We start from the raw sequence: 16,041 nt of genomic DNA, 5'->3' as shown, positions 1-16,041 counted from the left end.
ATGAGCAGCGCGGAGATCCACCGCCCGGAGGACACGGACCGCGAGGTCCGGGCCGAGGCCGACCGGCTGGCCGCCTCCGGCACCGGCCGCCCCGGGCCCTACCTGATCGGCGTGCGCCACCACGCGCCGTCCCTCAGCGCGGTCGTCCCCGCGCTGCTCGACGCCGCCCGGCCGCAGGCCGTCCTGGTCGAGCTGCCCGCCGAGTTCCAGCCCTGGCTCGACTGGCTCGCCGACGAGGCCACCCAGGCCCCGGTCGCCCTCGCCGCCGCCCCGGCCGGGGCCGCGGACGCGTCCGGGCGCGGGGAGGCGGCCGGGCCCGCCTTCTACCCGTTCGCCGACTTCTCCCCGGAACTCGCCGCCCTGCGCTGGGCCCGGCGCAACGGAGTGGAGGCCATCGCCTGCGACCTCCCGCTCGCCCACCGCGCCGCCCGCACGGCCGAACGGCGACACACCGACGGCGCCCCGGACACACCCGGAGTCGCCGACGCGCTGCGCCACCGCCTCACCGGCCGGGACTCCGACGAGGACCTGTGGGACCGCCTGGTCGAGACGGCCGCCCCCGGCTCCACCCCGGAGGCCGTCCGGCGCGCCGCCCTGCTGGTCGGCTGGGCACTGCGCCGCGACGCCGAGACCGGCCCCGGCGTCGACCCGTACGACCTGCGCCGCGAGGCCTGGATGCGGGCCCGCATCCAGGCCGCCTCGGCCGGCGGGCGCCAGGTCGCCGCCGTGATCGGCGCCTTCCACGCCCCCGCCCTGCTCGACGGCCCGCTCGCCACCGAGGAGCCGCCGCACCCGGACGCCCCCGGGCACGTCCTGTCCCTGATCCCGTACACCTACCCACTGCTCGACGCCCGCTCCGGCTACCCGGCGGGCATCCGCGACCCGGAGTGGCAGCACACCGTCCTGGACGCCGGCGGCGACCCGGAACGCCTCGCCGAGGCACTCACCACCACCACCGTCCGGATCTGCGCCGCCCTGCGCACCCAGGACCACCCCAGCGGCCCGGCCGACGCCCGCGAGATCGTCCGCCTCGCCGGGGACCTCGCCCGACTGCGCGGCCACGCCGCGCCCGGCCGCGGCGAACTCGTCGAAGCGGTGCAGACCGTCCTCGCCCAGGGCGAACCCCTCGGCCGCGGCCGGGCCGTAGCCCGCGCCCTCGAACAGGTCCTGGTCGGCACCCGCACCGGCCGTCCCACCCCCGCCGCCCCGCGCAGCGGACTCGGCCCGGCCGTCGAGACCCTCCTCGCCGACCTCGGCCTCCCCGGCCCCGCCGACCCCGGCCCGCGCGAACTGCGCCTCGACCCGCTGCGCAGCGACCTCGACCGCCGCCGGGAGGTCCTCCTGCACCGCCTCACCGCCTGCGAGGTCCCCTACGCCGAGGCCGTCGCCACCACCGGCGCCGGCGGCACCGAGACCCTCGGCACCCGCTGGCGCCTGCACTGGACGCCCGCCACCGCCGCCATGCTCACCGTGGCCGGCACCCGCGGCGTCACCCCGGCCCAGGCCGCCGAAGGCGCCCTGCGCGCCCGGCTCACCGACCAGCCGACCCCGCGCGAGATCATCGACGGCCTCACCGCCGCCGCCTCCTGCGCCCTCCCCACCCTCGCCGAGACCCGCCTCACCCAACTCACCACCGTCCTCCCCGCCTCCGCCACCCTCCCCGACCTCCTCGACGCCCTGGCACTCGTCGACCGCCTGACGGCGGGCCACTTCCCGGGTTACAGGCCGGGGGGAGGGGAGGCGCCGGCCGCCAACGGCGGTGCCGTCGCCGGTGGAGACGGTGGAGACGGTGGGGCGGCCTCGGCGCCCGGCGCGCTTGGCCGCCCCGCCCTCGCGGAGCAGCCCCGGCGTACCCGGGTGGGAGGAGAGGATGCGCCCGGCGAGGTTGCTCAGGCCGACGCGATGGCTTCGGCGCCCGGCACGCCTGCCAGCCCCGCCTTCGCGGAGCAGCCAGGAAGCGCCCCGGTCATCGGAGGCGCCGCGGCCGGGAACGGCACGGTGGTTGGCGTGCCCGGCCCCGGTGAGACCGAACCTGCGGGCGGTGCCGGGAAGGCCGCCGGAGGTGGCGGTGACACCGCCGCTCGCGGCTCCGCCCCGGCCCTTGCCGGAACTCGCGCGGCCACCGCCGGCGGCCGCCCCGCCTCGGCGGGCGACGCTCACCCGGGCACCGGCCCCGGTGCGCTGTCCGCACCGATGGGCCGACCCGTGCTCGCTGCGGCCGGAGAGGTGCTCACCGTCGCCGCCGTGCGGCAGTTGGAGGGGCTGGGCGGGTCCGACGACCCGCAGGATGCTCGGGCGCTGGTGGAGCTGGTGCGGCGGGCGGACCGGCTCGGTGGGGTGCGGCTGGCGTACGTTCTGGCCGAACTCGCCGAGCAGGGGAGCCCGTTGGTGCGGGCTGCGGCCGGTGCGGTGCGGGTACTGCTCGGGCAGGAGCCGGCCGAGGCCCTGGGCGGCCGGGCCGCCTCCTGGGTGGACGGTGCGACCGGTCCGGAGGCGCGCCACGCGCTCGGGCGGGCGCTGGTCGGTCTGCTGACGGCTGCGGAGGGCCTGTTCGACTCCGCGCCGCAGGCGCTGGAACCGGTGCTGGAGCGGGTCACCTCGCTGCCCGACGAGGCCTTCCTGGATCGACTGCCCGCCCTGCGCGGCGGGTTCGACACGCTCAGCCCGGCCGCCAGGGACCGGCTGCTGGCCCTGGTCGAGGAGCGCCTGGGCACCCGGCTCGCCACTCTCCCCGAGGAGGCCGGCCCCGCCGTCCTCGCCGGCTGGGTACGTGCGGACCTCGCGGCGCGTGCCGCACTCGCCCGTCGCGGCCTGCTGCCCCCGACGCCCGCGGAGCCCCCGGCTGCTCCGCCGCCTCCGACCACGGAGCATTCAGCCACCCGGCTTCCCGCCGTGACCACCCCACCGCACACCCTCGCCCCCGCCGAGCGCTGGCGGCTGCTCCTCGGCCGTCCGGGCAGCGGCGGCCTGACCGGTCGGGGTGCCCGACTCGCGACCGCCCTGGACGAGTTGTACGGCAGCGGCCACGGCGAGGGTTCCGGCCCGGGCCTGGACAGCCGGGGCGGCAAGGGCGGCCGTGAGGCCCCGTACCCCGGTGTGCGGGAGTGGGCCGAGGAGTTGGAGTCGCTGTTCGGCCCCGGCGTGCGGGAGGAGGTGCTGGCGGCCGCCGTCGCGCAGGGCCGTACCGACGTCCTGGAGGCGATCGACCCGTCCGCCGTCCGCCCGTCCGTCGACCTGCTGCGCACCGTGCTGGACCACGCCGGCGGTCTGCCCGAGGCCCGGGTGGCCCGGCTGCGCCCGCTGGTGCGGCGCCTGGTGGACGAGTTGAGCCGGGAGCTGGCCACCAGGCTGCGCCCGGCCCTGACCGGGATCGCCGTGCCGCGCCCGTCCCGCCGCCCGGGCGGCGGGCTGGACCTGGACCGGACCATCCGGGCCAACCTCGCCACCGCCCGTCCCGCGCCGGACGGCGGCACCCTGATCGTGCCCGAGCGCCCGGTCTTCCGGACCAGGGCGCGGCAGGCCAACGACTGGCGGCTGATCCTGGTCGTGGACGTCTCCGGGTCGATGGAGGCCTCCACGGTGTGGGCCGCGCTGACGGCCTCGATCCTGGCCGGGGTGCCCTCGCTGAGCACCCACTTCGTGGCCTTCTCCACCGAGGTCCTGGACCTCACGGAGCGGGTGGACGATCCGCTGAGCCTGCTGCTGGAGGTGAGGGTCGGCGGCGGCACCAGCATCGCGAAGGGGCTGCGCTACGCGCGGGAGCTGGTGACGGTGCCGTCCCGCACGCTGATCGCGGTGGTCAGCGACTTCGAGGAGGGCGGACCGGTCGGTGGGCTGCTGGCCCAGACCCGGGCACTGGTGGACTCCGGCGTGCACCTGCTCGGCTGCGCGGCGCTGGACGACACCGGGAGGGCCCGCTACTCGAAGGCGGTCGCGGGCCAACTGGTCGCGGCCGGAATGCCCGTGGCGGCGTTGAGCCCGCTGGAACTGGCCCGCTGGGTGGGGGAGAAGGTGCGATGAGTGTGACGACACGGACGAGCGACTGGCCGGGCGTGCGGCCCGAGGTGGTCGCCGAGGTGGTGGCCGGGCTGAGCGCCCGGCTGCAGAAGCGGCTGGACGGCGCGGCGGCGAAGCTGGCGGAGCGGCCGGTGGTCCGGGAGGGCGACGAGTGGCGGGTGGAGGTGGACGAGGAGACGGTGCTCGTGCTGCACGCCCCGGGCGGGGTGGTCACCGGGGAGGCCGACGTCCGCTGCGGCTGCCTGCTCGCCCCGGCCTGCGTGCACCGGGCCGCCGCGGTCACCCTCTGCCCGCTCGCCGAGCCCGAGCCGGCGGTCGGGCCCGGGCCCGCGTCCGGGTCTGCGTCCGAGCCAGAGCCCGGGGGCGGCACCGCGACGGCCGCCACGGAGACGGCAGCCACGGAGACGGCCGCCGAGTCCGTCGACCGGTCGTCCCCCACCCCGCTCACCGCCGTCGAGTTCGAAGCCGTTCGCCATCTCCACCAGGCCGCGGCCGCCGTGCTTGCCGCCGGGGTCAGTGGGGCGGGCGCCGTCTCCCAGGCCGAACTGCTGCGCGCGGCCCACCGGGCGCGGCTGGCGGGCCTGCACCGTGCGGCAGCGGCCGCCGTCACCGTTGTGACCAGGGTCCGGGCGGCGCGTTCCGGCGCGCCCGACCACCGGCTGGTCGACCTGGTCGCAGGCCTGCGCGAACTGCTCGGCCTCACCACCGCCCTGGCCGCCGGTGCCGCCCCGGTCGTCGAGCTGCGCGGCACCGCGCGCCAGGCCTACCGGGAGGAGGGCGGGCTGCGGCTCTACGGACTGTTCGCCGAGCCGGTGCTGACGGCCACCCATGCGGGCGCCGTCAGCTGGGCGGTGGACGCCAACGGGCGTCTCAGCACGATCGCCGAGGTGATGCCGCACGACGACGCGGCGGCCGCCGCCCCACAGGCGGTCGGGGCCGGCAACCGGACGGTCCGGCTGGGCGACGCCGCGCTCAGCCACCGCGAGTTCAGCCGCGCGGGGCTGGCCGTCCAGGGCGCGACCAGGTCCACCGGCGGACGGCTGGGCGCCGGCGCCTCGGTCCGGGCGGTACGGGCCACGGGAACGGCGTGGACGGCGGAGCCGGCCACCCGGCTCTGGTCCGAACCGGCGCCCGCTCAGGTGGCCCGGGCGCTCGCGGCGCAGGAGCTGCCGTACGAGAGCCGTCCGGCCGGGAGCGACCTGCTCTTCCTGGACGTCACCCTGCTGGGCACCGCCCCGACCGGTCCGGGCGGGACGCCGCAGCTGCTGGCGCGCTGCACGGCGGGGGCGCCGGCGAGCGGGCCGGCGGGCGGGCCGCTGGGTGGCCCGGTGGTCGTCCTGCGCCCGGCGCACGAGCATCCCGACCTCCCCTTCCGGGCGAACCTCGCGCTGCTCGCCACCACACCCGGCCTGCGGCTGCGGGTGATCGGCCGTCTGGAGCGCGCGGACCGTCCCGAGCTGCGCCTGCTCGCGATCGGCACGCCCCCGGACGACCCCGGCCCGCTCTCCCGGCCCGTGGAGCGGGCGGGCCGGGTCAACCTCGGCCTCGAACGCCTCCAGACCGCCGACCTCGCCGCGCCCGCGACGGCCTCCGCCGCCCAGGCCGACCCGGCAGCCGCCCCTGCAGCCGAACCGGCGGACGCGTCGACGGCCGAGACGGCCCAGCCGACAGCCCAGCCGACGGCCCCGGCACCGGGCTCGGTGCCGTACGGCCCGCCCGTGCACGTGCTCGGCCGCCGGGTCGAGCAGACGGTCACCACGGGGCGGCACGCCCTCGCGTCCGGCGAGGCGTCGGCAGCGGCCGACCGCGCTCTGCTGCGCGCCGCCGGGCTGGTCACCGCCGCCGAACTCCTCGACGGCCTCCGGGCCGCCGCGGCCCACCGGCAGCGCGACGTCTTCGGCCGGATCGTCACGGACGACCACGAGACCTTCGCCACCGCCTGGCTGACGGCGGCTTCCTACACCGAGGAACTGGCCACGGCGCTGTGCGCGGCGGCCTGGTCCGAGGAGGGGGCGGCCGGGGTATAAGCTGAACTATTTGCACAGAACGGTATTCCGCGCCGACTGGCATACTTGTCAGAGGAAGGCGAGGAGACGCGGGACGGGACTTCGTACGACACCGCGCACGGGGCCTTGTCGGGCACAGGGTACGAGCAGCGCGACGGAAGGGTAGGCGAGTCATGGGAATCCGCGACGATGCGGCCGAGATCCGGGCCCGCGGCTGGCGGACGCTCGCCGCGCTGCACGGCATGATCGACACCGCGCTGGAGAAGGCGCTCCAGGCCGGGTTCAAGCTCTCGGTGGTCGAGTACACGGTGCTGGAGGCGCTCTCCCGCCAGGACGGCTGGCACATGCGGATGCAGCAGCTGGCCCGCGCGGCGGCCCTCAGTAGCAGCGCGACCACCCGACTCGTCAGCCGCCTGGAGGACCGGGGCCTGCTCGGCCGCTACCTCTGCGCGGACGACCGGCGCGGCATCTACACCGAGCTCACGCCCGAGGGGCGCGACCTGCTGACGGCCGCCCGCCCGGTGCACGACGCCGCGCTGGAGGCGACGCTGGCCGAGGCCACCGCGGTCCCCGAACTGGCGCCGCTGGTCGAGTCGCTCGCCGACCTGCACCCGCTCCACGCCGACGCCTGAGCCCGGGCGGGCCGCCGCGGAGACGGCGCGCCCCGGCCAGGCCGGCCCGCCCGTCGGTACCCAGACCGCGCTCATCGCAGGGCCGGGGCGGCCACGGTCCGCCGGGGCGTCACCGCGGGTCCTCGGACTCCCGGACGGCGGGAGCTTCCCCGGGGGCTCGCGGCGGGACCGAAGGGGTGGGGAGGGCCCCGTGCACCGGCGTGGTGGCGCCGTGGCCCACGGTCGGGCTGCTCGACAGGTCGTACATGCGGGGCGGCACGGGCCGGGGAACGACCACGGCGCCGGGCAGTCCGGGGATCTCGGCGCCGGCCGGCAGGCCCCCGTTGTCGGGCGCATCGGCACGCACGACGTCGACAGCGCCGCTCCCGTTGCCGTCCGTGGCGTAGGGGACGGCAGGAGCCCCAGGGGCGCCGAAGGGCCCTGGAGCCCCCTGGCCCCCGTCCGGCCGTCCGCCCGTCCCCACGGCCGTCACGCCCGACGGATCCCGCCCGGCGCCGTCGTGCCCGGACCCCGCCCCCGATCCCGTCCCCGCCCCCGATCCCGAACCGGAAGCCGACCCCCAACCGGAACCGGAACCGACACCAGACCCGACTCCAGGCCCGGCCCCAGTCCCGAAGCCGCCCCCCGCACTGTCACCCCCCGCACTGCCGCCCCCCGCACTGCCACCCCCCGTCGCCGGACGCCCGTCGGACGCCGGAGCCCGGGTGATCCGGGCCCCCGACGGCAGCCCCGGCACCGCGGCCGACTGCGGCAGCTGCCCGGCCCGCTCCAGCAGCGCCGAGGGCACCAGCACCACGGCCCGGGTGCCGCCGTACGGGGACGGCCGAAGAGAGACCCGGACGTCGTGCCGGGCGGCCAGGCGCGCGACGACGAACAGGCCGAGCCGCAGGTCGTCGCCGAGCGCGGAGACGTCCAGCTCGGGAGGGTCGGCCAGGTAGTCGTTGAGCCGCCGGTACTCCTCCTCGGTCATGCCGAGCCCGCGGTCCTCGACCTCGACCGCCAGACCCGTGGGGACCTCCTGCGCGGAGACCTGCACCTGGGTGTACGGCGGGGAGAAGGTGGTGCCGTTCTCGATCAGCTCGGCGACCAGGTGGATGACGTCGGCGACGGCCTGCCCGTCGAGCGAGACGCGCGGCACGCCCTGGACGACGACCCGGGAGTAGCTCTCGGTCTCCGAGACGGCGCTGCGCAGCACGTTGACCACCGGCACGGCGGTCCGCCAGCGCCGGGCGGGCAGGGCGCCGCCGAGGATGACCAGGTTCTCGGCGTTGCGCCGCATCCTGGTGGCCAGGTGGTCGACGGCGAACAGTTCGCGCAGCAGTTCCGGGTCCTCGTACTCGCGTTCCAGCGCGTCCAGCATGCTGATCTGCCGGTGGATCAGGATCTGGGTGCGCCGGGCGATGTTGAGGAAGACCTTCTTCGTTCCCTCGCGCCCCTGGGCCTGGTGGATGATGGCGGCGACCGCGGCCTGCCGGGCGGCGGCCAGGCCCTCCGAGGCCTGCTGGAGGTCGTCGCCGCCGCGCCGGGACGGCGCCCAGGCGGTCGGGGCGGCCACCTGCTCCCCGGCGCGCAGCCGTTCGACGACCTCGGGGATCTCCTGCCGGGCGAGCGCGACGGTGTCGGCCCGCAGGTCGGACAGCCGCGCGGACAGCCTCCAGGCGGTCCGGACGCCGCGGAACAGGCTGATCAGCACCACCGCGGCGACGGCCGCGCTGCCGGCCAGCAGCGCGGTGCGCTGTCCGGAGTCGCGCAGCAGGTGGACGGCGTAGCCCCAGGCGGCCGCGAGGCCCAGGCTGGGGACCAGCGCGAGGGAGAGGAGCGAGCCGCGGAGGGAGCCGGACCGGCCGGCGCGGTGGCCCGTGCGGCGGGCCGGTATGCCTGGCATCTGATTCCTTGCTGCAGGGCCGCGTCGCGGGAGCCGGGACGCCGGTCCGGACCGAGGGGTCCGGGCGGCGGTTCGACCCCGTACGGCGCGGCCGGGCTTCAGGGCGTCGAGGCCTGGGCTGCCGGAGCCGGTGACGTGCTGTCACTGGCCCGGCGGGGTGCAGCGCGGCCGCCGACGGCACGGAACGCTATCAGCCCGATTGTCGTCGATGAACATCAACTGGCCGGGTACGAGCGGCTGCTGGCGCCGTGGCGGCGCTCGCGCCGGACGCTCCGCCGAGGCGACGCCGCAGCTCACGGCCATCGGCCCGGTCGAAGCGGCGGTCCCCGGAGGTCGGGTGAGACCCCCGGGGGAGGCCGTCAGGAACAGGTCAATTACCGCTCGTGGCGGGACGGGGCGGACGGGTCTCAGCCCGCGAGTGGCATCGGCAGCACTCGTCCGCCCCGTCCCGGCGGCTTCTCCACCGGGGCGTCCCGCTGGGCGGCGAGCTCGCTCCAGGCCCAGCTGGTCAGCTCGGACAGCTCCGCCGACCACTGCTTGCCGTACGTGCCCGAGGCGAACTGCCCGAGCCGCAGCCGCTGGACGTCGGAGGTGCCGGCCGGCGGGTAGACGTGGGTGGCGTCCCGCAGGTAGCGCTCGATGCCGAACTCGGGCTGGAGTCCGCGGGCGGCGTGGATCTCCATGGCGTTGCGGGCGGAGTCCAGCGCGTACTCGGTGTTGATGAGCTTGGCGTTCATCAGCTCGGCGTCGCAGGCGCGGCCGTGGTCGAGCAGGTGGGAGGCGTGGTAGGCGGCGAGTCTGGCGGTCATCAGCCGGGACTGCATCTCACCCAACTTGAGCATGATGTTGGGAAGTTGGTTGATCGGTTGGCCGTACAGGACGCGCCCCTCGGCGAACCGGACGGTGTCCTCGACGATCGCGGTGTGGATGCCGAGCGCGACGGCGGCGAGGTTGATCCGGCCGTAGAGGGTGGAGGAGGAGTAGGCGACGTCCAGGCCCTGCCCCTCCCGGCCGAGCCGGTTGGCGGCCGGGACGCGGCAGTCCTCCAGGAGGATCTCGCCGAAGCTGAAGCCGTGCAGCCCGCTCTGCGACCCGGGGGAGCCGGTGCGGAACCCCACGCGGTCGCTCTCGACCAGGAAGGCGGACAGGCCCCGGCTGCCCCGGCCGGTGCGCAGGACCACGCCGTGCACGTCCCCGATGTGGGAGTTGCCGACGAAGCACTTGCGGCCGTTGAGCACGTACTCGTCGCCGTCGCGGACCGCGGTGCCGGTCATCCCGAGTACGTGTCCGCCGGACTCCGGCTCGGTGACGGCGATGGTCGGCAGGCACTCTCCGGAGGCGAACTTCGGCAGCCACTTGCGGCGTTGGGCCTGGGAGCCGTAGTGGAGGACCTTGGCCACGCCCAGCTGGGAGGCCTGCGCGATCGAGCCCGCGGCCCCGCTGACCCGGGACAGCTCCTCGATGATCACGGTCTTGGCGACGTGCCCCAGGCCGAGGCCGCCGAACTCCCGCGGGATCGTCACGCCGATCCAGCCATGGCGGGCGATCTCCCTGGCCAGCTCGAACTCGATCTTCCGTTCGGACTCCATCCTGGCCACCCTCGGACGCACCTCCTTCTCCGCGAAGTCACGGACCTCGGCGCGAAGGTCCTCGTGACGGTCGTCGGTGAAGTAGTCCATCGCCATTGCTCCGGTCCTCTCGATGCGTGTGGTGCCGTGCCTCCGTCCGTGCCGTCGATGCCGCTCCGGCGACGCCCTCGGGGGGCGGTGGGGGTGCGGGAGTTCCGGCCGGTCGCCCCGGTGCGATCGGCGCATGCGTCACGGGGGCGGTGTCCCGGCGTCGGGCGCCGTCCGTGTCTTCGGCAGGGCTCATTGTTGTATGGGGCACCGGGGCATCCCAGAGTCGATCTTGGATTGGCGGGATTCGGCCCGTCCCCGCCGGGAGGGGTTTCGCCAGGACCTCGGACGGGAATCGAACTTCGCTTCCGTGACGGTCCGTCGACCTGTCGTTCACGTGCGGTTTTGACAAGCCATCGGCAAGGCCCAGGAACGCTCGATCGAAGCGGCCCAGCCGTTCTGATGTCTGGTTACATGTGCGCCATGACTGATGTGATGAGCACTCAAGGCCAGTTCCCGGGTGCCTCCGGGGAGTCCGCGCGAACCCGCAGGCTGCGCGGCCTTGGGCTCAACGACCCGTCCGCGGACGAGGCCTTCGACCGCTTCGCCCACCTGGCAGCCAGTATCACGCGCGCTCCCATCGCGATGGTCAACTTCATCAACGACGAGCGCCAGATGTTCCGGGGGCTCTACATCCCGCCAAGTTCGGCCGACGCCCCGGCCGAGGACGGGTCGTCCTGGGCGGACCGCGGCATCGCCTTCGACCTCCCCACCCGCGAGATGCCGCTGAGTCACGGCTTCTGCCCGCACGTGGTCGCCCAGCGCTCCCCCCTCGCCCTCGACGACATCCTCGCCTACCCCCGGTTCGCCGGGAACCCGGTGGTGGACGAACTCGGCGTCCGCGCCTACCTCGGCGCCCCGCTCGTCGACGACACCAACACCGTCATCGGCACCGTCTGCGTCCTCGACCGGGAACCCCGGCAGTGGGGGCGCGAGCGGCTGCGCGACATCCAGCACCTCGCCGAGGCACTGCTCTCCGAGATCCGGCTGCGCGACAGCCTGCTCGCCCAGCGCCAGGAGATGTTCGCCGCCTTCGACGGCTCACCGTTCCCCATCATGCTCACCGAGGGCCCGGGCCAGGAGATCCGGTACGCCAACGCCCAGCACGCCGACACCTTCGGCGCGCCGACGGCCTACGGGACGATCGGCGCCGCGTACCCGCTGCTCGGCGCGGCGGGCCTCGAACAGACCGTCGTCGAGGCCTACCACACCGGTCGCACCGCCGTCCTCGACGACGTCCGGATCCAGTCCGCCCGCCCGGACGCCCAGCGCGGCCCGCAGGTCTTCAGCTTCACCTGCACCCCGCTGCGGGCCGCGCTCACCGGCCGGATCAACGGCGTCCTCACCGTCGGCATGGACATCACCGCCCGGTCCCGCACCGAGGAGGAGCTCGGCACGCTGGCCGCCCTGCTCGTCGACCGGCTCCAGCAGAGCGGCGCCTCCGTGCCCGGCCGCTCGGCCATCGCCGGCGAGGCCGGTCGCCGCCTGCCCGGCTGAACCCCGGCCGGTGCGGACGGTCCACCACCGTGGCGGGCGCCTCTCACCCCCGTGGAGAGGACCCCGCCACGGTGCCGCCACGGTGCCGTCCGGGGCCGGGAGTTCGCCGGGAGCCCGCCGGAGCCGAGTCCCGCCCGAGTCCGCCTCAGCCGGACCCCGCCTCAGCCGGACCCCGCCTGAGCCGGAGCCCGTCCGAGCCCGTCCGGGCCCGCCGTCCGGGCCGAGCGGGTGAACCGTCCCCGTACCGCCGCCCCGACCGGCCCCGCGCCCGGGGTCCCGGGTGGTAGGCATGGGCCGCATGGACTGGTTCGCCGCCCCCGACTACTGGCTGAGCCGGCTGCTCGTCCAACGCCTGCTTGCCGCCCTCTACCTGATCGGATTCCTGGCCGCCGCCGCGCAGTTCCGCGCCCTGATCGGCGCCGACGGCATGCTGCCCGTGCCCCGGTTCACCGCCCGCGTCCCGTTCCGACAGTCACCCGGCCTGTTCCACCTCCACTACAGCGACCGGTTCTTCGCCGCCGTCGCCTGGAGCGGCGCCGCCCTCGCCGCCGCCGTGGTGGCCGGGCTCGGCGACGCCGTCCCGCTCTGGGCGTCCGTCCTGCTCTGGGCGGTGCTCTGGGGCCTCTACCTCTCCATCGTCAACGTCGGGCAGACCTGGTACTCCTTCGGCTGGGAGTCCCTGCTGCTCGAGGCCGGCTTCCTCGCCGCGTTCCTCGGCAACGCCGACACCGCCCCGCCCGCCCCGGTGCTCTGGCTGATGCGATGGCTGGTCTTCCGGGTCGAGTTCGGCGCCGGACTGATCAAGCTGCGCGGCGACAGCTGCTGGCGCGACCTGACCTGCCTCCAGTACCACCACGAGACCCAGCCGATGCCCGGACCGCTCAGCTGGTTCTTCCACCACCTGCCCGCACCACTGCACCGGGTCGAGGCCGCCGCCAACCACATCGTCCAACTCGTCGTACCGGTCTGCCTGCTGCTGCCGCAGCCGGTCGCGAGCTACGCGGCCTGCGCCGTCCTCGCCACCCAGCTCTGGCTGGTCGCCTCCGGCAACTTCGCCTGGCTCAACTGGCTGACCATCGCCCTCGCCCTCGCCGCCGTGCAGCCCTCCCGCCTCGGCCTGCCCGTCCACGCCCGCGCGTACCCCGGCGCGCCGGTCTGGTACGAGGCGCTGGTGATCGCGCTGACCGCCGCCGTCGTCGTGCTCAGCTACTGGCCGGTGCGCAACATGCTGTCCCGAGGCCAGGCCATGAACCGCTCCTTCAACCGGCTGCACCTCGTCAACACCTACGGCGCCTTCGGCAGCGTCAACCGGCTCCGCCAGGAGGTGGTGGTCGAGGGCACCGACGAGGCGGTGCTCACCCCGCACACCGTCTGGCGCGAGTACGGCTTCAAGGGCAAGCCCGGTGACGTCCGCCGACTCCCGCGCCAGTTCGCGCCCTACCACCTGCGGCTCGACTGGCTGATGTGGTTCGCCGGCATCTCGCCCGCCTACGCCGGCCCCTGGTTCCTACCCTTCGTCGCCCGCCTGCTCGCCGGGGACCGGGCCACCCTGCGCCTGCTGCGCCACAACCCCTTCCCGGACGCCCCGCCGACCCACGTCCGGGCGACCCTCTACCTGTACCGGTTCACCGATTGGCGCGAACTACGGGAAACCGGCGCGTGGTGGCACCGCACCGCGCTCGGCGAGTACCTCGCGCCGGTCGATCTGCGGGCCCTCGGCCGCGCCGGGTACCGGCCGCCGCTCGGCCGACGGGGCCCGGCGGGAGGCCGGGGCGTCCGGGAGGTGCCGCTGGAACGGTTCCGGCGGCCCGGCCGTCAGCCCGGCCGCAGGTCCGGGCCGTCCGGCGGGGGACGGCGCGGGCTCCGCGGAGAGGAGCCCTGAGCAGTGCGGACACCCCTCCGGACCGAGGACGGACCGAGGACGGACCGCCGTGCGGACCACCCGTGCGGACCGCCCGAGTGGCGGCCAGGCGGGCGGTATGGCATACGACACCCGCCCATCCGGACGGTGGGTGCGTGCAAGGCTCGAACGGGCACCCGTATTCTGGGCGTCCACAACCGGCAGCCCGACCGCGCGCCCCCTTGCCCCGCCCCAGGGGCGACCCCGCGCACCCGGTCCGCCGCCCCCTCGCCGCCAGCCCCGCCGTCGTCGCCCAGAACCGGACCTCACATGACAGTGCTTCACTCGCGCAACGCCGACGCAGCCGACCCGGCGGACGTCGCCGACGCCGCAGACGTCAAGGACTTCCAGGACGCCGCCGCGGAGCCCGACCTCCGCGAGGACCTCGGCCGCTACGCGGAGCTCGGGGCCTTCACGCTCACCGCCGAGACCCACGCCTGGTACGCGGCCGTCGACACCGTCGCCACCCCCGAGGACGCCCGCGCCGCCTCCACGGCCCTCGCCGAGCTGCGCGGCAGCGACCTCCAACAGACCTGGGAGGCCGTCGCCGCCCTCGCCGCCGACGCCAAGCTCGAAGAGCCCGGCACCGTCGCCAAGACCGCGCTGCTGGTCGAGATGCTCCAGCGGGTGCACCGCACCTCCGCGACCCTCTTCCCCGCCGCGTACGACGCCGACCTCGGCGCCCTCGCCGCCGCCACCGCCGACAGCGCCTGGCGCCGCGAGAACGGCGTGAAGCTCTCCTGGCTGCGCGGCCGCTCGCTGCGCAAGCAGGCCGTCGCGCTCGCCACCGACCGCCGCATCCGCCGGGAGGAACTGCACGAGGCCCTCACCTCCGCGGAGATCGAGCGCCGCGCCTGGGCCGCGCTCGCCCCGGTCGGCACCCTCCCGCGGGTGCCCGCCGACGGCGCCCTCGTCGACCGCACCGCCCAGGCCTTCGAGGCGATCAACACCGGCCTGCGCGGCCTCGCCCGGCTGCTGCCCGAGCACGACCTGGACGGGCTGCCCTTCGCCGAGCTGATCGACCTGGTCGAGCGGCTCGCCGCCGACGAGGGCACCCTCTACCGCCTGCCCACCATCCGCGGCCTGCGCGCCGGCCTGGAGGAGGCCGGCCTCGCCGACCTGCTCGCCGAACTCGCCGCCGCCAAGGCCGACCGCCGCGCCGCCGAGGCCGCCTACACGGCCCGCCAGGCGCTCGCCGGCGGGCAGCGGGACGGGCTTGCCGAACAGGCGGCCGCTGTCGCGGTCGAGGAGACGGTGGTCGAGGAGCAGCCGGGTACCGAGGAGACCGTGGAGGCGGCGGCCGAGGTCGAGGTCGAGGTCGAGGTCGAGGTCGAGGTCGGCGCCGAGGCCGATGGTGGGACCGGCTCGGAGGAGGCCGCGGCCGCGCAGACCGGGACCGACGAGCCGGGAGCCGAGGAGCCGGTCGACCGGGCTGACGCCGAGGCGGCTGCCCTGCAGGCGCTGGCCGCCGGGCAGCGGGACGGCCTCGTGGAGGAGGTTCCGGTCCTGGTGACGGCTGTGGCGGAGTCGGCCGACGACGCTGTTGCGGCGACTGTGGCCGAGGCTGCCGAGGCCGACGTTGAGGCTGACGTCGAGGCCGACGTTGAGGTCGACGTCGAGATCGACGTTGAGGTCGTGGCCGAGGTCGTGGCCGAGGCTGACGTCGTGGCGGAGGCCGAGGTTGAGGCCGAGGCGGAGACGGCGTCGGACGCGGGTGCCGCTGACGACGAGCCGTCGGCGGCGCAGGCAGAGGAGGAGACGCCGGTTGCCGTGGTCTCCCTCCCGGCGCCCTCCCCGGCGGCCGACGACCTGGTGGCTGCCGCGACCGCCGCTCTGGCCGAGGCTGTGGACGAGCCGGCGGCGGAGGTGGAGCCGCAGGACGCCCCGGTCACCGAGACCGCCGGGACCGCCGAGGTCGTCGAGGTCGTGGAGGTCGAGGAGACCGCTGCCGAGGTCACGGTCGAGGAGCCGGCCGTCGAGGACGCTGTCGAGCCGCTGGCCGAGCCGGTGGTCGAGAGCGAGCCCGAGGCTGTCATCGCGGAGCCCGCCGTGGACGAGCCCGCCGCCGCGGTCGAGGAGCCAGCCGTCGAGGTCGAGGAGGCTGCCGAGGTTGAGCCGGCGGCCGTAGCGGCGGAATCTGTCGCCGAGGAGTCGGCCGAGGTCGGGGTTGCCGACGCGGCTGTCGAAGCTGTCGAGGCTGAGGTTGAGCCGGTCGTCGAGACCGAGCCCGAGACCGTTGTCGCGGAGTTGGCTGATGAGCCTGCGACCGAGGCCGCTGAGGTAGTCGCTGAGGTCGAGCCCGAGGTCGAGCCCGAGGTCGTCGTGGCGGAGCCTGTCGCCGAGGAGTCGGCCGAGGTCGGGGTTGCCGACGCGGCTGTCGAAGCTGTCGAGGCTGAGGTTGAGCCGGTCGTCGAGACCGAGCCCGAGA

7 protein-coding genes and 1 pseudogene are annotated in these 16,041 nt (G+C 75.8%); 6 read left to right on the top strand and 2 right to left on the bottom strand.

What is annotated here, in order from left to right; translation table 11 throughout:
* The 3 genes from ACIQ87_RS02495 to ACIQ87_RS02485 all read left to right on the top strand — a co-directional run bounded on the left by ACIQ87_RS02495 (position 1) and on the right by ACIQ87_RS02485 (position 6,655).
* A complete protein-coding gene (locus ACIQ87_RS02495; RefSeq protein ID WP_402400379.1) occupies positions 1-4,020 on the top strand; it encodes a DUF5682 family protein in 4,020 nt (1,339 codons plus the stop codon).
* A 2-nt stretch (positions 4,021-4,022) separates the two neighbouring features.
* Positions 4,023-6,044: a hypothetical protein gene (locus tag ACIQ87_RS02490; RefSeq protein WP_402400376.1), complete on the top strand. Its 2,022-nt coding sequence runs from the start codon at positions 4,023-4,025 to the stop codon at positions 6,042-6,044.
* Between the two features lie 152 nt (positions 6,045-6,196).
* On the top strand, positions 6,197-6,655 hold the full coding sequence (locus tag ACIQ87_RS02485; protein ID WP_402400373.1) for a MarR family winged helix-turn-helix transcriptional regulator: 459 nt from the start codon (positions 6,197-6,199) through the stop codon (positions 6,653-6,655).
* Positions 6,656-6,764: 109 nt separating this feature from the next.
* Here the strand turns inward: ACIQ87_RS02485 and ACIQ87_RS02480 are convergent, their stop codons facing one another.
* The gene (locus ACIQ87_RS02480; RefSeq protein ID WP_402400370.1) at positions 6,765-8,540 is read right to left on the bottom strand and encodes a sensor histidine kinase; all 1,776 of its coding nucleotides are present in this window, start codon (positions 8,538-8,540) and stop codon (positions 6,765-6,767) included.
* Positions 8,541-8,947: 407 nt separating this feature from the next.
* Complete coding sequence (locus tag ACIQ87_RS02475; RefSeq protein ID WP_402400367.1) at positions 8,948-10,225, bottom strand: acyl-CoA dehydrogenase family protein; 1,278 nt, start codon at positions 10,223-10,225, stop codon at positions 8,948-8,950.
* A gap of 414 nt (positions 10,226-10,639) precedes the next feature.
* On the opposite strand from ACIQ87_RS02475, the gene ACIQ87_RS02470 reads away from it, so the two are divergent.
* The 3 genes and pseudogenes from ACIQ87_RS02470 to ACIQ87_RS02460 form a co-directional block, all read left to right on the top strand.
* Entirely contained in the window at positions 10,640-11,713 is a 1,074-nt protein-coding gene (locus ACIQ87_RS02470) for a GAF domain-containing protein (RefSeq protein ID WP_402400364.1), read from the top strand.
* A gap of 298 nt (positions 11,714-12,011) precedes the next feature.
* Entirely contained in the window at positions 12,012-13,595 is a 1,584-nt protein-coding gene (locus ACIQ87_RS02465) for a lipase maturation factor family protein (protein ID WP_402400907.1), read from the top strand.
* A 288-nt stretch (positions 13,596-13,883) separates the two neighbouring features.
* Positions 13,884-16,041, top strand: a pseudogene (locus ACIQ87_RS02460) (hypothetical protein); the annotation flags it as partial.

Source organism: Kitasatospora sp. NPDC096204 (assembly GCF_044763205.1).
Lineage (GTDB): Bacteria > Actinomycetota > Actinomycetes > Streptomycetales > Streptomycetaceae > Kitasatospora.
This window is presented reverse-complemented; position numbering and strand designations above follow the sequence as displayed.